At 65.9% G+C, this 17,319-nt stretch carries 19 protein-coding genes and 1 pseudogene; 7 read left to right on the top strand and 13 right to left on the bottom strand.

The genetic code is table 11. The features are described from left to right. Positions 1-4 precede the first annotated feature (4 nt). Complete coding sequence (locus tag NU1_RS26820; protein WP_067525773.1) at positions 5-613, bottom strand: NAD-dependent epimerase/dehydratase family protein; 609 nt, start codon at positions 611-613, stop codon at positions 5-7. A gap of 99 nt (positions 614-712) precedes the next feature. Then, the gene (locus tag NU1_RS26815; RefSeq protein WP_067525556.1) at positions 713-1,471 is read right to left on the bottom strand and encodes an enoyl-CoA hydratase-related protein; all 759 of its coding nucleotides are present in this window, start codon (positions 1,469-1,471) and stop codon (positions 713-715) included. Positions 1,472-1,585: 114 nt separating this feature from the next. Here NU1_RS26815 and NU1_RS26810 point away from each other — a divergent pair, with 114 nt between their 5' ends. After that, complete coding sequence (locus NU1_RS26810) at positions 1,586-2,257, top strand: PadR family transcriptional regulator (protein ID WP_067525554.1); 672 nt, start codon at positions 1,586-1,588, stop codon at positions 2,255-2,257. A gap of 202 nt (positions 2,258-2,459) precedes the next feature. Continuing rightward, positions 2,460-3,677 (top strand): FAD-dependent monooxygenase, encoded by a 1,218-nt coding sequence (locus NU1_RS26805; protein ID WP_067525552.1) that lies wholly within the window; start codon positions 2,460-2,462, stop codon positions 3,675-3,677. Between the two features lie 221 nt (positions 3,678-3,898). Here NU1_RS26805 and NU1_RS26800 read toward each other — a convergent pair whose 3' ends face one another. Both NU1_RS26800 and NU1_RS26795 read right to left on the bottom strand, forming a co-directional pair. Beyond that, on the bottom strand, positions 3,899-5,932 hold the full coding sequence (locus tag NU1_RS26800) for an MDR family MFS transporter (protein ID WP_067525550.1): 2,034 nt from the start codon (positions 5,930-5,932) through the stop codon (positions 3,899-3,901). Between the two features lie 63 nt (positions 5,933-5,995). Continuing rightward, positions 5,996-6,664: a TetR/AcrR family transcriptional regulator gene (locus NU1_RS26795; protein WP_067525771.1), complete on the bottom strand. Its 669-nt coding sequence runs from the start codon at positions 6,662-6,664 to the stop codon at positions 5,996-5,998. Positions 6,665-6,774: 110 nt separating this feature from the next. On the opposite strand from NU1_RS26795, the gene NU1_RS26790 reads away from it, so the two are divergent. The 5 genes from NU1_RS26790 (at position 6,775) to NU1_RS26770 (ending at position 10,462) form a co-directional block, all read left to right on the top strand. Then, a complete protein-coding gene (locus NU1_RS26790) occupies positions 6,775-7,011 on the top strand; it encodes a hypothetical protein (RefSeq protein WP_067525548.1) in 237 nt (78 codons plus the stop codon). A gap of 57 nt (positions 7,012-7,068) precedes the next feature. Beyond that, complete coding sequence (locus NU1_RS26785; RefSeq protein WP_067525546.1) at positions 7,069-8,016, top strand: sigma-70 family RNA polymerase sigma factor; 948 nt, start codon at positions 7,069-7,071, stop codon at positions 8,014-8,016. 623 nt (positions 8,017-8,639) lie between these two features. Next, entirely contained in the window at positions 8,640-9,515 is an 876-nt protein-coding gene (locus tag NU1_RS26780; RefSeq protein WP_067525544.1) for an oxidoreductase, read from the top strand. A 117-nt stretch (positions 9,516-9,632) separates the two neighbouring features. Beyond that, a complete protein-coding gene (locus NU1_RS26775) occupies positions 9,633-10,076 on the top strand; it encodes a transcriptional regulator (protein ID WP_067525542.1) in 444 nt (147 codons plus the stop codon). 44 nt (positions 10,077-10,120) lie between these two features. Then, the gene (locus NU1_RS26770; RefSeq protein ID WP_245720335.1) at positions 10,121-10,462 is read left to right on the top strand and encodes a DUF3817 domain-containing protein; all 342 of its coding nucleotides are present in this window, start codon (positions 10,121-10,123) and stop codon (positions 10,460-10,462) included. Between the two features lie 231 nt (positions 10,463-10,693). On the opposite strand, the gene rdgB is transcribed toward NU1_RS26770, so the two are convergent. The 9 genes and pseudogenes from rdgB to NU1_RS26730 form a co-directional block, all read right to left on the bottom strand. Further along, positions 10,694-11,302, bottom strand: a complete 609-nt coding sequence (gene rdgB, locus NU1_RS26765; protein WP_067525538.1) for an RdgB/HAM1 family non-canonical purine NTP pyrophosphatase — start codon at positions 11,300-11,302, stop codon at positions 10,694-10,696. Further along, positions 11,299-12,069: a ribonuclease PH gene (gene rph / locus NU1_RS26760; RefSeq protein WP_067525536.1), complete on the bottom strand. Its 771-nt coding sequence runs from the start codon at positions 12,067-12,069 to the stop codon at positions 11,299-11,301. The genes rdgB and rph overlap by 4 nt, the downstream gene beginning before the upstream one ends. 218 nt (positions 12,070-12,287) lie before the next feature. Continuing rightward, positions 12,288-12,426, bottom strand: a pseudogene (locus NU1_RS43445) (MBL fold metallo-hydrolase); the annotation flags it as partial. A gap of 55 nt (positions 12,427-12,481) precedes the next feature. Then, positions 12,482-13,246 (bottom strand): cyclic nucleotide-degrading phosphodiesterase, encoded by a 765-nt coding sequence (locus NU1_RS26755; RefSeq protein ID WP_067525768.1) that lies wholly within the window; start codon positions 13,244-13,246, stop codon positions 12,482-12,484. Positions 13,247-13,314: 68 nt separating this feature from the next. Beyond that, entirely contained in the window at positions 13,315-14,019 is a 705-nt protein-coding gene (locus NU1_RS26750; RefSeq protein ID WP_245720324.1) for a rhomboid family intramembrane serine protease, read from the bottom strand. 259 nt (positions 14,020-14,278) lie between these two features. Then, positions 14,279-15,241 carry a PLP-dependent cysteine synthase family protein gene (locus NU1_RS26745; protein WP_067525535.1) on the bottom strand — a complete coding sequence of 321 codons (963 nt, stop codon included), beginning with the start codon at positions 15,239-15,241 and terminating at the stop codon, positions 14,279-14,281. Between the two features lie 2 nt (positions 15,242-15,243). Next, entirely contained in the window at positions 15,244-15,522 is a 279-nt protein-coding gene (locus tag NU1_RS26740; protein WP_067525533.1) for a MoaD/ThiS family protein, read from the bottom strand. Positions 15,523-15,531: 9 nt separating this feature from the next. Next, complete coding sequence (locus NU1_RS26735; RefSeq protein WP_067525527.1) at positions 15,532-15,951, bottom strand: M67 family metallopeptidase; 420 nt, start codon at positions 15,949-15,951, stop codon at positions 15,532-15,534. A 212-nt stretch (positions 15,952-16,163) separates the two neighbouring features. Continuing rightward, positions 16,164-17,225 carry a P1 family peptidase gene (locus NU1_RS26730; RefSeq protein WP_067525525.1) on the bottom strand — a complete coding sequence of 354 codons (1,062 nt, stop codon included), beginning with the start codon at positions 17,223-17,225 and terminating at the stop codon, positions 16,164-16,166. Between the last annotated feature and the right edge of the window lie 94 nt (positions 17,226-17,319).

The raw sequence follows: 17,319 nt of genomic DNA, 5'->3' as shown, positions 1-17,319 counted from the left end.
GCAATCAGGGCACGGGTTCGAAATCCGAGGCGGAACCGTCGATGACCTGGTAGCTGCCGCAGTTCAGATCGAGCGCGAGGACGGTACGCGCCGCCGCCTCATCGATATGGATGCGCGGGGCGTCCGGGAACTCGTCCGGATAGTGGGTTCCGGGGCCGTAGAACCGGCCGTAACGCAGCACCGCGCCACCGGCTTCGAGTACCGCGTTCTCCAGGAATTCCTTGGCATCCTGGCCGTCGCTGTCGAGCGTCCAGGCCACACTCTGCGCCAGTACCCGTTTCACCCCGGCCGCCCGCGCCGCGGCGAGCAGATTGGTGGTGCCCTCGGTACGCATGCGGGCATTGGCCGCGCGGCTCTCGGGCAGCTGCGCCGCATCGTCGGGAAGGTCGGTGAGCTGATGCATCACCAGATCCGGGGCGTAAGCGACGACGGCTTCGGTGAGAGCGGCCGCGTCGTAGACATCGCAGACGACGGGAGTGGCCCCGACCTCGGACACCGCTGCCGCCCTATCCGCCGAACGGGTCATACCCGCCACCTCGTAGCCCGCCGCGATGAGCAGCGGTACCAGTCGACTACCGAGAACTCCGGTCGCTCCGGCCAGGAAGATGCGCACGCCCCGAACATAGGCGACGGTGACCACCACCTTGCCGAACGGGTCGCCATCGCAGTGGCAGCGGGCCTGTTCGAGCCCGCAGCAGAGTTGGCAGGGTCATTACTCGGGCCAGGTGGGGTGGCGCTTCTCCAGAAAGGCGGCCATACCCTCCTTGGCGGAGGCGGTCTGCGAGGCCTCGGCCATGACAGCCGAGGCGATCTCGTAGGCGTCGGCCTCGGGGCGGTCCAATTGTGCGTAGACGGTGCGCTTTCCGAGTGCCTTGCTCACGCGGCTGCCCCGGGTGGCGCGCGCGAGTAGGTCGTCGACGGCGGCGTCCAACTCCTCGGGCAGTACCGCGCGGTTGATCAGGCCCCATTCGGCGGCGGTGGTGGCGTCGATGGGATCGCCGGTAAGTACCAGCTCCATCAATCGTTTTCGGCCGACCGACCGCGCCACCGGTACCGCCGGAGTGTGGCAGAACCAGCCACCCTTACCGCCGGGCAGTGCGAATCCGGCTGCGTCGGAAGCGATTGCGAGATCACACGATGCCACCAGCTGACATCCCGCCGCCGTCGCCAGGGCGTGTACGCGGGCAATCACCACCTGCGGCACCTCCTGAATGGTGTGCATCAACTCGGTGCACAGATCGAGGAGATCCCGCACACCCTCGAGATCGCGGCTCGCGACATCGGCGAAATCGTGTCCGGCGGAGAACACCGGCCCCTCGGCGGCCAGCACGATACCGGTGGCATCGGATTCGCCCGCCTCCTGAAAGGCCGTCAGTAGTTCCACCAGATGCTGGTAGGACAGGGCGTTGCGCTTGGCGGGGCGGTTCATGGTGATGCGAATGGTGGGTCCGAATCTTTGCACGTCAACCATGGTTTCTGACGGTACCGGACCGCCGCTGCGGACAGTGCTGGATTCGGAGGCTCCGATCTGCTTGCGGGCGAATACTCGTGGACGTATATTCGTATACGAGTAGGAGGTGTCGGGATGGCCCGCAAACGCAAGGTCGGGAATCTGATGGCACTCGCTGTGCTGTCGACACTGGTCGAGCGACCCATGCACCGCTACGAGATCGCCGCGACGCTGAAGCACCGGGGCAAGGATCGGGATATGGCGATCAAGTGGGGCTCGCTGTACACGGTTGTGGAGAACCTGAACAAGCACGGGTTCCTGGAAATCGTCGGCAGCGAACGCGACGGGGCACGCCCGGAGCGCGTCATCTACCGCATTACCGATAGCGGCCGCGCTGAACTCGCCGACTGGACAAGGGAACTCATCGCCAACCCGGAACCCGAGCAGCGCCGGTTCGTGGCCGGACTCTCCGTGATGTCGGGCTTGGCACCGGACGAGGTGACCGAATTACTGGGACAGCGACTGATCAAGCTGAATGCGGAAATCGAAACCGCCCGTGCGGAATTGACCGCGATGGACGGCGCACTCCCCCGCCTGTTCCTGATCGAGGGTGACTACGAGCTCGCCATTGCGGAAGCCGAAGCGGCCTGGGTGCGCGCGCTTCGCGACTCCATTGCCGACGGCAGTTTCCCGGATGTGGAGCTGTGGCGACGCTGGCACGAGGATGGGACACCACCCGCCGACATCGTCGCCGAAGTCGATGCCCGAATCGAGGAAGGAGCGCCGATCACACCGGCAACGGACTGAATTCGCAGTACGCCGGGGCGGCAACCGGCGAATGAGACCGGGTCCCGACGAGGTGCGGCAACACCTACGTCGAGACCCGGGAAAACACCTTCTCGAACCGACTCCGTGCAGGCGAACCCGCCTCGAGTTTGGCAACTACAGGATAACTGGGTTCCTTGCGCGCGCAGCGATTCGGGTATTTCACACCCGAGGAGAAACTCCCATGTCCATCCAAGACTCAGCCACTATTCGCACCGCGATCATTATCGGCGGCGGTATTTCCGGGCCGGTAGCCGCAATGGCGCTGCGCAAGGCCGGTATCGACGCCCGTGTCTACGAGGCGTACCCCGGTCCGGCCTACGGCATCGGCTCCGGGCTCGGATTGGCCCCGAACGGACTGGCCGCCCTCGACCTGATCGGTGCGGGCGATGCGGTTCGTGCCCTCGCCGCCCCCATGCGGCATCAGGTGATGAGTATCGGCGATAAGCGCATTTCCGCGCCCAGCCTCACCGATATCGAGCCGCTGCGGTTGGTCGACCGCTTCGCCCTGCATCAGATACTGCACGATCACGCGGTCGCGGCCGGGGTACCGTTCGAGTACAACAGGCGGCTGGTCGAGGTCGACGAGCATGCCGACGGGGTCACCGCCGCCTTCGCCGATGGCAGTACCGCCACCGCCGATGTGCTGATCGGCGCGGACGGAATCCGTTCCACCGTGCGCCAACTCATCGATCCGGCGGCACCGGGACCGCAATTCCTCAATATGCTCGGGTTCGGCGGGCCGTCCGAATGCTCGATCGAGGTGTCGGCGGAGAGCATGGTTTTCGCCTTCGGCAAGAAGGCGTACTACCTGTATTGGGCACTGCCGGACGGCCGTATCGGCTGGGGCGCGAATCTGCCCCATGAGCAGTATCTTTCGCTGACCGAGGCGCGGACCGTGTCAGCGGAGGAGTGGTTGCGCATCCTGCGCGAAACCTACGCCGAGGACAACCCGGGGGCCGAGCTGGCCGCCAATACGCGGCCCGATCAACTGGAAGTCGTTGGCGCACTGCAGGTCATGCCGCCCGTACCGCGCTGGTATCGCGGGCGCATGGTGCTGACCGGGGACGCGATCCACGCCCCGAGCAATACCTCCGGTCAGGGTGCGTCGCTGGCCATCGAGAGTGCCATCGAACTCGCCCGCTGCCTGCGCGATATCGCGGATCCGACAACGGCTTTCGCCACCTACGAGGCGATGCGTCGCCCCCGGGTGGAGGCAGTCGCGGCCCGGGTGGCACGGATGAACCAGACGAAGGCCGCCGGGCCGATTGCCCGCAAGGCCATGTACCTACTCATGCCGCTCATGTTCAAGGCGATGAACCCGGAGAAGACCTTCGGCCGCGAACAGCGCTTCCGCATCGACTGGGACGCACCGGTGCGGCCGGTCGCGGTGGCCACGTAGGCACCGAAACCGCCGATGGTCGCATCCGAATAGCTGGGTGCGGCCATCGCACCATCGTCGTCCCAGGTGGGCGGACTGGGCCGCGACAAGACGGGTCGAACCGAAACTAGTCATCCCGGCCTTCTTTTGGCCGGGATCCACATCCTTGGGCACATGAGCTGAAACGGTGGATTCCGGCCAAACGCACGCCGGAATGACGGGGTTGCCAGTGACGGGGCTTGCTAGCGAGCCGGGGTCACCTCGAGGCGATCCGCCTCGTCCAGGAGTTTGGTGGCGATATTGTCCAGCGCCTGGTCGAACAGTACGAGATCCTCGGGGTCGGTGAGATCCCAGTCGTCGAGCTGGGTTTCGAGCCAGCTTCGCCAGGCGGCGCGGATCAGATCCGTTTCCCCGCGACCGGCGTCGGTGAGAGTCATTCGCTCCCCGTGGTATTCGAGCAGACCCTCCTGCATGGCACGGTCATACACCGGTGAGATCACTTCCGGTGGAATCCAGTGCGTGCGAGCGATATCGGTGACCGTCGCTTCGCCGCGCAGGCGTTCGTACAGGCGCACCTGTCCCAGCGCCCACGCCTCACCCCTGGTCAGGGTGCTCCCCGCCGTGATCAGAATGTCCGGATCCGGCACCGCGCGGTCCCGCAGCTTGCGAATCACCCGGCCGATGGCATTCTCCAACTGCACCAACCGATCCGGGGAATCGGGCACCGAGAAGCCGCCGCCCACATCCGAGGTCTCGGCCCGCACGCTATCGCGCAGCGGTACCTGTTTCAACAGCCAGGCCACCAGGAATCCGATAATCGCCACCGGCACCACCCAGCGGAAGACGTATCCGATGGATTCGGCGTAGGCGTGCACGATCGGGGCGATCTCGGTGTAGGGCAGCCGCCACAGCGCCTCCGGGCTCTGCGCGACGGCGGGCGGTACCACCTGCGCCTCCTCCAGAGCCGATGCCAGATTCGGGGTGAGCTGGTTGGTGTAGAGGGTGCCGAAAATCGTTGTGCCGAAAGCACTGCCGATGGTCCGGAAGAAGGTCACCCCGGAGGTGGCGGTTCCCAGGTCGGAGTAGGGCACGGTGTTCTGCACGGCAATGGTGAGCACCTGCATGGTCAGGCCGATGCCCAGACCCAGGATCATCATGTACGTCGACATTTCCCAGAAGCCGGTGTGCTCGTCCATGGTCGACATCAGGTACAGACCCACCGCCATGACGCCGGTACCGACAATCGGGAAGATCTTGTACCTGCCGGTCCGGCCGACCACGATGCCCGAGAAGATCGAGGTGGCGAACAGCCCGATCACCAGCGGCAGGGTGCGCAGTCCGGAAGCCGTCGCGGTCACACCCATCGCGTACTGCAGGAAGGCCGGGAGGAAGGTCATCGCGCCGAGCATGGCGAAGCCGACGATAAAGCTGAGTATCGAGCAGATGGTGAAGACATTGCTGCGGAACAGATGCATGGGCAGCATCGGCTCCTCGGCCCGGAATTCGGCCACCACGAAGGCCGCCAGCGCCACCGCCGCGCCGACGAACAATCCAATGATCATGGTCGAGCCCCACGCGTATTCCTGTCCGCCCCATTCCAATCCGAGGATCAGGCAGGTGACGCCGATGGAGACCAGCGCGATACCCAGGTAGTCGACGATCGGCTTGGCGTCCTTGCGCAGCTGCGGAATGAACTTCGCGGCCATCACGATCATGATGATGGCCAGCGGGACGTTCACATAAAAGCACCAGCGCCAGCTCAGGTGATCGGTGAACAGGCCGCCGAGGGTGGGACCCAGCACCGTGGTCAGACCGAATACCGCACCGAGCGCGCCCTGATATTTGCCGCGCTCCCGTAGCGGAATGACATCGGCGATCAGGGCCATGGAGGTGACCATGAGGCCGCCCGCGCCGATGCCCTGGACACCGCGAGCCACAATGAGCAGGGTCATATCGTGCGCCATCCCGGACACGATCGAACCGAGGATGAATATCGCGCCGCTGACCTGAAAGACCAGCTTGCGGCCGAACAGGTCGCCGAATTTGCCCGCCAGCGCGGTCGCGATCGCCTCGGTCACCAGGTAGGCGGTCACCACCCAGGCCATATGCCCCGCACCGCCGAGGTCGGCCACGATGGTCGGCAGCGCGGTCGACACAATGGTCTGGTCGAGCGCCGCCATCAGCATGCCGAGCACGACCGTCGCGAAGACGAGGTTCACACCGCCTCGGCTCATCGCTATCGGCGCGGAGGTTTTGGCGGCGGTGGCACCGGTCATCGGCCCAGTATCTGGGAGTGAACACCGATACCCAGCAACGACACGGCAAATCAGTGGTACAGGTCAGGCGGCCCGCACGGCGTAGTACCCGAGTGACGGTTCGAGCAGGTCGAAGGCGGTGGTGAGGTACTCGATGATCGCGGGGGCGATGGTGTCGTTCGGTTCGCCGGAGACGGTGCGGCGCAAGGTTTCCTCGAAGAGCACCCGGTGGACTCCGGCGAGTAGCGCCGCCGCGGTAACGGGTGTGATGTCGTCATCGGCGGCGGTGACGCCGGTTTCCGCCGCCAGTGTCTCGGCGAGGGCGCGTTCACGCTCGTCGTGAAATTCCCGCAATCGCGTGAGGAGCGCCGGGCTGCCGGTAATGAGGCGACCGAATTCCGGGCCGGAGAAACCGATGACGGGGTTCTGGGCGGTGGCGTCGGCGAGGTAGGCGCGGCGCAGGGCGGCCAGGGCGGATTCGCCGGGTCGCCGCTCGCGCACCGTGCGTCCGAGACCCACGACGAACTCGTCCTGTAGGTCCAGCACCAGGTCTTCCTTGCGCGGGAAGTAGTTCGTCACGGTCATCTTGGCGACATCGGCCACCGCGGCGATCTCGGCGATCGTCACATTGTCGAAGCCGCGCTCCAGGAACAGCGCGGTCGCGACATTCGAGATGTTCTGCCTGGTCTGCTGCTTTTTCCGTTCCCGCAGACCCGGGGTGGGGGCCTTCGGAGGGAGGGTCTGTGCACTCATGTCGACCAGCATATCTAATCTCGTCCAAACTTCATTATTGACATATTTTTAGGTCTGATCTAATTTTGTATGCGTTGCCGCACCGGCGACCACGAACGAAGGACACCACATTGATCAACGGCCCCCTGGCAGCCACCTCCCTCCGCACCACCTTCACCACCCGACAGGAAGCAGCCCTCATGGCCGAGATGACCCAGACCACCGCCCGCCTGATCGAATCCGGCCGTACGGCAACCGGATTCCCGAACCAGGCCCCGCGGCGCGGCCGTAAACCGGAGCCGACACGGCGGGTGGCCAACCAGCACGTCCAGCCGCGGCACCACTTGCGCATCCCCGGCCGTCGCTGAGCGCGAATCTCTCTGCGCAACAACCCGTTTCAGCACACCGCGACCACAGGAGATTCCATGACCAGCACCCTCACCCGCAGCACCGCCACCCTCGGCGTCGATTCGGTCCGGGACTACCTGCGGGCGATCGGCCGCACCCCGCTGCTGACCGCCGAGCAGGAGTACCAACTCGGTGCGCGCATTGCCCAGGGCGTGCTCGCCCAGCAGCGGCTGGATGAAATCGGCTCCACCGCGGTGGAACTCACCGCCGATGAGCGTCGCGCGCTGCATCGGACCGCCGCGGACGGGCGCCGGGCCACCGACCACATGGTGCGCGCCAATCTGCGGCTGGTGGTCTCGATCGCCAAGCACTATCCGATTCCGGCCGGATGGTCGCTCCTGGACCTGATCCAGGAGGGCACGCTCGGCCTCATGCGTGCGGTGCAGAAGTTCGATCATGAACGCGGACTGAAGCTTTCGACCTATGCGACCTGGTGGATCAAGCAGGCCATCGGTCGGGCGCTCTCGGATCAAAGCCGGACAATTCGGATTCCGGTACATGTGGTGGACGTGCTGAACCGGGTGCTGCGCACCGAGCGGACACTGTCGCAGCAGCTCGGACGCGATGCCACCACCGAGGAGATCGCCGCCGAGGTGGAATTGACGCCGGAGAAGGTCCGCGAGCTGAAGCGGCATGCGCGCGAACCGATTTCACTGCACCTGCCGGTCGGTGAGGACGGTGAACTGGGCGCACTCCTCGCCGATCGCGCGCCGGGTCCGTCGGAGACGGTGACCGAATCCGCCCTGCGCGGGCAGCTCGCCAAGGCGCTGCGAACCCTGCCCGAACGCGAGGCCCAGGTGATCGCACTGCGCTACGGACTGGACGGCCATGAGGCGCGCACCCTCGAGGAGATCGGCCGACTCTTCGGCGTGTCACGCGAGCGCGTGCGACAGATCGAAGCCAAGGCCATGCAGAAGCTGCGGCAGCCGGGCCGCAGCTCACTCCTCGCCGACCTGCTCGGATAACCCCCACCAGGGCGGGAAGCCGGGTGGTGATGGTGGTGTGCGAGCCGTCGCGCAGCAGCCGCAGCGCGACGTACACGCCTCCACCGCACAGACAGGACGGGTCCCAAGCTGGCGGCTCATGACCGGCGTCGTATCCGGTGCACAACCCCGGACCCACCATCTCGTAGGTCCAGGGCGGGCAGCTGCCGCCCCTCGCCACCGCCCTCGGCCAACTCAGCCGCAGCCGCTGACCTGGGCACGACAGCCGCTGCCCTTCACCCTCGACCGCCGTCCGCTCGGTACTGCGACGGCACATCCCGTCATTCCGGCGCGCTTTGGCCGGAATCCACACGATCCGGTGCGGTACATGAGGGTGTGGATCCCGGCCAAAAGCATGCCGGGATGACGAAGGACGAGCGGGGTGCAGTTGCAGCATCTCCCCCATTGCGCCCGACACATCAACGGCAGCACGAGAGCCGTATCCCTCCTCGCCCATCGTGCCCCGTTGCGTCAGCAACGGGGCACGAGATCCCAGAGTGGGCCCGCCCAACTCTACCGCTGAAACTTACTCTGGAGTAAGGTCGAGGTGCGGGTCGCTACCAGCGTTCCGCACAACGAACCCGGAACCCAGTGAGGTCTGACCCATGGCGTGGAAGCCCAGCGAAATCTCGGATCAGTCCGGACGCACTTTCGTGATCACCGGAGCCAACGGCGGAATCGGCGAACAGACCACCAAGGTCCTCGCGGGCAAGGGCGCCACCGTCATAATGGCGTGCCGCAATACCGCCAAGGCGCAGGAAGTCGCCGACCGCATCGAGGGGGATGTGCGGGTCGGCGGGCTGGACCTGGCCGATCTGAGCTCGGTGCGCGAATTCGCCGAGAACACCGGCGAATTCGATGTGCTCATCAACAATGCCGGTCTGATGAATATCCCGTTCTCGCGTACCAAGGACGGATTCGAAACCCAGTGGGGCGTCAACCATCTCGGGCATTACGCGCTGACCGGCCTGCTATTGGACAAAATGCGTGATCGAGTGGTGACGCTGGCCTCCATCGCGCACCGGCAGACGCCGAAGCTGTGGATCGACGACCTCAATTACGAAAACCGCCGGTACCAGCGCAATCTCGCCTACGCGCAGTCCAAGCTGTCGAACCTCATGTTCGCGCGCGAACTACAGCGGCGACTGACCGAGGCCGGCGCCACCAAGCGCTCCTACGGCGTGCATCCGGGCGTCTCGGCCACCGATCTCTTCGCCCGTACCGAAACCCCCCTTGACAAGATCTCCAAGCCTTTCGTCCGCCTGATCGGCCACTCCCCCGCCCGCGCCGCCCATTCCTCCCTGTTCGCGGCCACCGATCCCGACGCCGATCCGACCATCTACTGGGGTCCCACCCGCTTGCGCGGCAGCCAGGGCCCGGTCGAGCCCGCATCGTCGAGCAAGCTCTCGCAGAACCGCGACCTGTGGAAGCGGCTGTGGGAGGAGTCGGAGCGGTTGACCGGCGTCACATACAAATTCTGAGTGACCGACCCCGGCCGATTCCCCGCTTCGATCCCGCCGCGATCCGGTCACGGCGGGATCTTCTTTCAGCCCACCTGCCTACTACGCGGCGCGTAGTAGGCAGGTACCTTTGAAGACGTGTCCGCTCCCCACCGCCGCCCGGCCCTGATCATCTTGGTGGTCGCGTCGGCTGCCGTCTGTTTGGCGCTGGGGTATTGGCAGTGGTCTCGCTTCGAATCCGGTAATGGCACCGGGCAGAATCTCGGCTACGCCCTGCAGTGGCCGCTGTTCGCGGGCTTCGCGGTGTGGTCCTACTTCCGGTTCGTGCGGTTGGAGAAACAAGCCGAAGCCGAAGTGGCCGCGTCGTCATCGGACGCTCCCGCGAAGGCCGGGCGCAGTAAATCCGCCGCGCCGCGTGAAATCCCGGCCGGACTGCTGCCGGAACGGCCGAAGGCCGCCCGCGACGACGATCCGGTACTCGCCGAATACAACAAATACCTGGCCGACCTGCACGCCCACGATATCGAGGAACAGATGCGTGACGCGGGCCTGCACACCGACACCGAAAGGAGCGCCGGGTGAGCACCCGCGACAACTCCGCAGAGACCACCCTCGCGCCCCGACCGATCGGCGCGGCCGCCCCCGAGAAGATTCGCGGCGCGCTGCTGCGCTACCGGGTGCTGGCCTGGATCACCGGCCTCTGGCTGCTGGTCCTCACCGGCGAGATGATCTACAAGTACCTCCTGCTGGAAGATTCCAGCACCGCCCCCGAGTGGCTGTTCTACATCGGCCAGGTACACGGCATCTTCTACATGCTGTACCTGGTCTTCACCATCGACCTGGGTATCAAGGCGCGCTGGAAGCCGATGACCACCTTCGCCACCGCGCTGGCGGGCACCATCCCGTTCCTCTCCTTCGTGTTCGAACACAAGCGGACCCAGGACGTCAAGGAGACCTTCGGTCTCTGACCCCGAAAGCAAATGACTGTGCCCCTGCCGAATCGGCAGGGGCACAGTCATATCCGGGGCGGGGAGAAGCTCAGCGCCGTCAATCGGCCTGTGCTCCCCCGTTATTCGGCCTGAGCACCCCATTATTCCGGCCTGAGCACCCCTGTCATTCCGGCGTGCGCTCGGGATGAAGGGGCTCCAGCCGGAATCACGAGGGCTCCAGCCCGGGATGACGAAGGCTCGGGCCTGAATTCAGTTGTCGGCCAAGGCCGCCAGCGTCGGGAGCAGCTCGCGCAGGGCGCGGCCGCGGTGGGAGGCGGCGTCCTTTTCGGCCGGGGTGAGTTCGGCGGAGGTGCGGGTTTCGCCCTCCGGGGTGAACAGTGGGTCGTAGCCGAAACCGCCGTCGCCCACGGGCTTGCGGCCGATGGTGCCGGGCCATTCACCGCGGACGACTTCCTCGACACCCTCGGCGACCAGGGCGCACGCGGAAACGAACTGTGCGCCGCGGCGGTCGTCGGGGACGTCGTTGAGCTGCGCCAACAGCAGGATGTTGTTGGCGGTGTCGTCGCCGTGCTTACCGGCCCAGCGGGCCGAGAGGACGCCGGGCATGCCATTGAGAGCATCCACCGCGATGCCGGAATCGTCTGCGACGCAAGGCAATCCGGTCGCGGCGAAACCGTCGCGGGCCTTGGCCAGGGCGTTCTCCTCGAAGGTCGCGCCGGTTTCGGGGGCCTCGTCGTAGGGTGCGACGTCGTTCAGGCCGACGATTTCGATACCCGCGATACCGGCCTCATCGAGGATGCGGCGCAATTCGTTGAGCTTCTTGGCATTACGGCTGGCGACCAGGACACGGCGGGTCATCGCTTCTTGAACTCCGACGGATCCGGCAGGGTGCCGGGGTACGGCAGTGCGAGGGCTTCCTTCTGGATGGCGAAGATCCGCTCACACCCAACGAGGGCGGAATCGAGCAGCTTGTCCAGGGTGGAGCGTGGGAAGGTCGCGCCCTCACCGGTGCCCTGGATTTCCACCAGGGTGCCGGTATCGGTGGCGACCACATTCATATCGACCTCGGCGCGCGAATCCTCCTCGTACGGCAGGTCCAGACGCACCCGGCCGTCGACCACGCCGACGCTCACCGCGGCGATGGCGCAGGAGATGGGCTGCGGATCGGTCAGTTGCCCGGCCGCCGACAGGTAGGTGACGGCGTCGGAGAGCGCGACGTACGCGCCGGTGATCGCGGAGGTGCGGGTGCCGCCGTCGGCCTGCAGTACATCGCAGTCGATGGCAATGGTGTTCTCACCGATGGTGGACAGGTCGATGCAGGCGCGCAGCGAACGGCCGATCAGTCGGGAGATCTCCTGGGTGCGACCACCCACCTTGCCCTTGACCGACTCGCGTCCGCTGCGGGTGTGGGTGGCGGCGGGCAGCATCGCGTATTCGGCGGTCAGCCAGCCCAATCCGGAATCGCGGCGCCACGGCGGCACGCCCTCGGTCACGCTCGCGGTGCACATCACCCGCGTCTGCCCGAATTCCACCAACACCGAACCTGCTGGATGCGTGGTGAAACCCCGGGTTATGCGGACCTCGCGGAGCTCGTCGTCCGCCCTGCCATCGGCTCGTTTAGACACAGGGGCAGGCTATACCGCCTCCCCGAGACTTCAGCGGGCTCCCCCGCCTCCGCTCCCCCGCCTCCGCTCCCCCGCCTCCGCTCCCCCGCCTCCCCGAGACTTCAGCGCACGGCTGAGAGCCGTTGACCGTCATGCGCGCGTGCCGCCGGTTAGGAACCGAGCCGATTTTGGGCGTACCCGGTGAGTTACCCCGATTCTTACGAAATCAGTTGTCGCCTTCAGATGTCGAAGGTCTCGCCCGGTGTAACCGTGTGCACCGGGCCGGTGAATACGGCTTTGGCCTCGGCGATCACATCTTCGCGCGAAGTCCATGGGGGATGTTGGGGTGAGCAGGAGTTCGCCGACTCCATTCTGGGCGTGCTCGATGAGTTACCCCGCCATGTGCGAAATCAGAGTCCGCCTTCGCTAGATGTCAGATGTCGAAGGTCTCGCCGGGTGAGACCGCGTGTACCGGGCCGGTGAATACGGCCTTGGCCTCGGCGATCACATCTTCGCGGGAGGTCCACGGGGGGATATGGGTGAGCAGGAGTTCGCCGACTCCGGCTTCGGCGGCGATCATTCCCGCCTCGGTGCCCGAAAGGTGAATGCCCGGTGGGCGATTCGCGGGATCGTGGGTCCAGGACGCCTCGGCCAAGAGCACATCGGCACCGCGGGCCAGTTCGTAGACCTCGTCGCAGATGGCGGTATCGCCGGTGTAGACGAAGGTGCGGCCGGCGGCGGTGGCGATACGCAGGCCGTAGGACTCCGGCGGATGGAACATTCGGCGGGCCTCGACGGTATGGCCCGGGCCGAAGGGAATGGGTGCGCCGACGGACCACTGGCGCATATCGATGACGTCGGACCAATCGTCACAATCGCCGCCGATCTCCGCGGAGGCATTACCGATCCGGAGCGAGGTATCGGAGGGACCGTAAACAACGGCCTTACCGGTCGGCGGATTCGGATGGTAGCGCCGCCACACCAGCAAACCCGGCAGATCCAGGCAATGATCGGCATGCAGGTGGGTGAGGAAGATATCGACCTCACCGGGATCCAGATATCGCTGCAGCGCACCCAGCACGCCGGGCCCGAAATCGATGACAGTGGGAGTCATATCGGGGCCGGTGAGCAGATAGCCCGACGCCGGGGAATCCGGGCCGGAAACACTGCCCGAACACCCGATCACGGTGAGGCGCATTCCCCCATGCTGCCACGCTGCTGACTCATTCAAGGAGGGATCCCCCATATCGCCGACCGGGTCCGCTGTCACCCCGACGACGCAAGACGGCCGGCGTTAGCCCCGCGACGATGACGACGTGCATCACCAGAGAGTACCCACCCGGCAACCAGTCCACCCACCGCCCCGAAAAGATGGCCTTGCCAAGAGATTCCGTCCTGTCCCGGCAGAACTCCCCACAAAATCGAGCCGTACAGCAACCCCACTACGAGGCCGATCGCGATCTGAGCCACATTGCGTGCGAACAGGCCCCGCGAGATCAAATATGTGAGGAAGCCGAATATCAATCCGGACGCGCCGATGTGCACCGAGTTGTCAGCGCCGGTCAGCCAGGTACCGAAACCGCCGATCACCCAGATAATCGCGGTCGCCGCCAGCCCCCGCCCGATTCCGGAGAGCAGGGTCAGCAAACCCAGCACGATGAGCGGCATGGTATTCGCGATCAGATGATTCCAATCGGCATGCAGTAACGGCGCGAACAGAATTCCGCTCAAACCGTCGGCCTCGCGCGGCTCGATACCCGAGTATTCGAGCTGATGCCCGGTGGCGGAATCAATGCCCTCTATCCCGTAGAGCATCGCCGTAAACGCGAGAATGATCGCAATCGCGCGCTGCCACAGCGATTTCAACGCGCCTGTGCCGCGCGTCACTGTTTGGGGATTGGTCAACCCGGATCGCAGCCGCCCGATCCGCTCCGGATCGAATGACGCGCCCATTCCGGTACCGCCGCTCATGGAACCTCCTAGCGCAGTCCTCGTCTCCGAGCGTACCTGTGCCGACGGCGGCACCAGCCCGTCATTCCCGGCCTGATCGCTGCGCCGCGGTCCGGCGGCCGCGCCCCTCTCATTCCGGCGCGCTTTTGGCCGGAATCCACCTTTGGCGCGTAGTGGATCCCGGCCAAAGCATGCCGGGATGACGGGAGATGAGAGCACGCCGGTACGACCGGAGGTGAGAGCACTCCGGTACGACCGGGAGAGCACCCGGTGCGGGGTGTCAGGCCCAGAGTTGGCCGTCGAGGCGCTCTTCGGCTTCTTCGAGGGTGCCGTCGTACGCGCCGGTGGACAGGTATTTCCAGCCCGCGTCGGCGACGACGAAGGCGATATCGGCGCGCTTGCCCGCCCTGTGCGCCTTCTTCGCGACGCCGAGGGCGGCGTGCAGGATCGCGCCGGTGGAGATACCCGCGAAAATGCCCTCTTCGCCGACGAGTTCACGGGTGCGCCGGACCGCATCGTAGGGGCCGACCGAGAAGCGCGAGGTCAGCACCGACTCGTCGTAGAGCTCCGGGACGAAGCCCTCCTCGAGATTGCGCAGGCCGTAGACCAGTTCGCCGTAGCGCGGTTCGGCGGCGACGATATCGATATCGGGCAGCTTTTCGCGCAGGTAGCGGCCGACGCCCATCAGGGTGCCGGTGGTGCCGAGTCCGGCGACGAAGTGGGTGATCTCCGGCAGGTCGGCCAGGATTTCCGGACCGGTGCCCTCGTAGTGCGCGAGCGCGTTGGCCGGATTGCCGTACTGGTAGAGCATGACCCAGTCCGGGTTCTCCGCGGCGATCTGTTTGGCCAGGGCGACAGCCTGATTGGAACCGCCCGCGGCCGGAGAGTCGATAATGCGCGCACCGAACATGGTGAGCAACTGCCGCCGCTCCACCGAGGTGTTCTCCGGCATGACGCATACCAACTGATAGCCCTTGAGCTTGGCGGCCATTGCGAGGGAGATACCGGTATTACCGCTGGTCGGCTCGAGAATCGTGCACCCGGGTGTCAACCGTCCCTCGGCCTCGGCCTGTTCGATCATGCGCAGCGCCGGGCGGTCCTTGATGGAGCCGGTCGGATTGCGGTCCTCGAGTTTGGCCCACAGCCGCACATGGTTGTCCCCGTCCCACTGCGGGGACAGGTTGCGCAGTCCGACCAGTGGGGTATCACCCAGCGTCGCGATCAGCGACTCGTAGCGCGCCACGGTTAGCGCGCGCCACCGGCGACAGCCGGAAGGATGGTGACGGTGCCGTCGGCGGGCACCTCGGCCTCGAGTCCGCCCGCGAAGCGCACATCCTCATCATCGATATAGATATTGACGTAGCGGTTCAGTTTGCCGTCCGACAGCAGCTTCGCCTTCAGACCCGAGTAATTGGTGTCCAGGTCGTCGATGAGGGCGGCGAGGGTGGATCCCTGTGCCTGCACGCGCTTCTCACCACCGGTGAGGGTGCGCATGATGGTCGGGATGGACACGGTGACCGGCATGGATGCTCCTTAGGCTTCGTACGAGGTGACGATCCGGACCGGCTCTTCGGTGACCTGGCCGTCGATGATGCGGTAACTGCGCACCTCGTGCTGCTGCGGATCGCGCGTGGAGATCAGCACGTAGTGGGCGTTCGGCTCCGACGCGTACGAGATATCGGTACGGCTCGGATATGCCTCGGTGGCGGTGTGGGAGTGGTAGATGACCACGGGTTCTTCATCGGCGTCATCCATACCGCGCCAGACCTTCAGCTGTTCGCCGGAGTCGAAGCGGTAGAAGGTGGGTGAGCGTTCGGCATTGACCATGGCCACGAATCGCTCGGGCCGATCGGAACCCTCCGGACCGGCGATGACACCGCAGGCTTCGTCGGGATGATCGGCGCGCGCGTGCGCCACCATCTGGTCGACGAGGTCGGCCTTGATCACCAGCACAGTCGAATCCTTCCGCTCATAGCCCGCAACAGACGAGAATATTCGGCTATTCCCGGCAGGGCGCAGGAGGGGTTGGCCGAGACTCTCGGAGGGTCTCAGGGGCTTCGCCCCCGAACCCCCAAATGGCGGAACAGGTCGAGAGGGTCTAGTCCAGCGCGGCTTCACCTCGAACCTCCGACTCCGACTGCGGGGCAGGTCCGTAGCTCGCGCGGTCAGTTGGCGAAGAGGTCGGTGTAGGACGGGATGTCCGCGACCGCGGAGGCCGACAGGATGGCGTCGACGATTGCCCGCTCGACGCAGACGGCGGCGGCGGTACAGAGCTGATCGAGCATGAGCAGGTGGGCGGGGAAGGCGGGCGGAAGCGGGAAACTCTGGTCCACGGTGGCGGTTCCGGTGGCGATCGCGAACAGCGTGTCGCCGTCGAGGGGGGAATGCGCGGGGCGGATGGCGCGGGCCAGACCGTCGTGACCGGTGGTGGCCAGACGGCGACAGGCGGCGGGATCGAGGGCTGCGTCGGTGGCGACAACTCCGATGGTGGTATTGAGGACAGTGCCCTTGACCGGTAAAGCGTTGGCCATGGCCAGCTTTGCCGGATCGACGGGCCGCAGTCCGAAATACTCCGCGCCATCGGTGCCTGTGCCCCAGGGCAATCCGGTGCGCGGGTCGAATACCGAGCCGACCGGATTGGCGACAATCAGCGCCGAGACCGTGATCCCGGCGGCTGGACCCTCGGTGAAACGCACACTGGCGGTGCCGATTCCCCCTTTGATGGACCCGGCGCGCGCACCCACACCCGCACCGACCGAGCCGCGCTCGAAATCGACGGCGGCGGTCTCCGCGGCCAGGAAGCCGAAGTCGGCGGTGGGCCGAATATCCCACGCCCCCACCGGAAGATCGAAGATGACCGCACCGGGGACAATGGGCACCACCTTGTTCGGATCGGTGGGGTCCATCGGAATGCCCTCGCCGTGCTCCTCGTGCCAGCGCATCACCCCGTCGGCGGCGGCCAACCCGTACGCGCTGCCACCGGTCAGCACAATCGCATTGACCTGCCGCACGGTATTCGACGGATCGAGTAGATCGGTTTCCCGGGTCCCGGGCCCACCGCCGCGCACATCCACGGCGGCGACCGCCCCGCCGGGCGCGCGCACCACGGTGCAACCGGTCGCCGCACCCGAACCGATGGTCGCATCGGGATCGAGCACAGAGTGGTGCCCGACCAGCAGGCCCTGGACGTCGGTGAGCGAATTGCGCGGTCCCGCAGCACTGTTCACGGGCTGCACCCTAGCCCGCGCATCGGGAGCGCGCTGAACGCGACGCGGCGTGTGCGGGCCCTTTCATGAACCCGCCATGTTCGCGAGCCACCGT

It is taken from the genome of Nocardia uniformis NBRC 13702 (assembly GCF_001613345.1).
GTDB lineage: Bacteria > Actinomycetota > Actinomycetes > Mycobacteriales > Mycobacteriaceae > Nocardia > Nocardia uniformis.
This window is presented reverse-complemented; position numbering and strand designations above follow the sequence as displayed.

Bases quoted from the DNA above. Each gene is read 5' to 3' on its own strand.
- NU1_RS26815 (WP_067525556.1), bottom strand. From the start codon at position 1,471: ATGGTTGACGTGCAAAGATTCGGACCCACCATTCGCATCACCATGAAC.
- NU1_RS26810 (WP_067525554.1), top strand. From the start codon at position 1,586: ATGGCCCGCAAACGCAAGGTCGGGAATCTGATGGCACTCGCTGTGCTG.
- NU1_RS26805 (WP_067525552.1), top strand. From the start codon at position 2,460: ATGTCCATCCAAGACTCAGCCACTATTCGCACCGCGATCATTATCGGC.
- NU1_RS26800 (WP_067525550.1), bottom strand. From the start codon at position 5,932: ATGACCGGTGCCACCGCCGCCAAAACCTCCGCGCCGATAGCGATGAGC.
- NU1_RS26795 (WP_067525771.1), bottom strand. From the start codon at position 6,664: ATGAGTGCACAGACCCTCCCTCCGAAGGCCCCCACCCCGGGTCTGCGG.
- NU1_RS26785 (WP_067525546.1), top strand. From the start codon at position 7,069: ATGACCAGCACCCTCACCCGCAGCACCGCCACCCTCGGCGTCGATTCG.
- NU1_RS26780 (WP_067525544.1), top strand. From the start codon at position 8,640: ATGGCGTGGAAGCCCAGCGAAATCTCGGATCAGTCCGGACGCACTTTC.
- rdgB (WP_067525538.1), bottom strand. From the start codon at position 11,302: ATGACCCGCCGTGTCCTGGTCGCCAGCCGTAATGCCAAGAAGCTCAAC.
- NU1_RS26755 (WP_067525768.1), bottom strand. From the start codon at position 13,246: ATGCGCCTCACCGTGATCGGGTGTTCGGGCAGTGTTTCCGGCCCGGAT.
- NU1_RS26750 (WP_245720324.1), bottom strand. From the start codon at position 14,019: ATGAGCGGCGGTACCGGAATGGGCGCGTCATTCGATCCGGAGCGGATC.
- NU1_RS26740 (WP_067525533.1), bottom strand. From the start codon at position 15,522: ATGCCGGTCACCGTGTCCATCCCGACCATCATGCGCACCCTCACCGGT.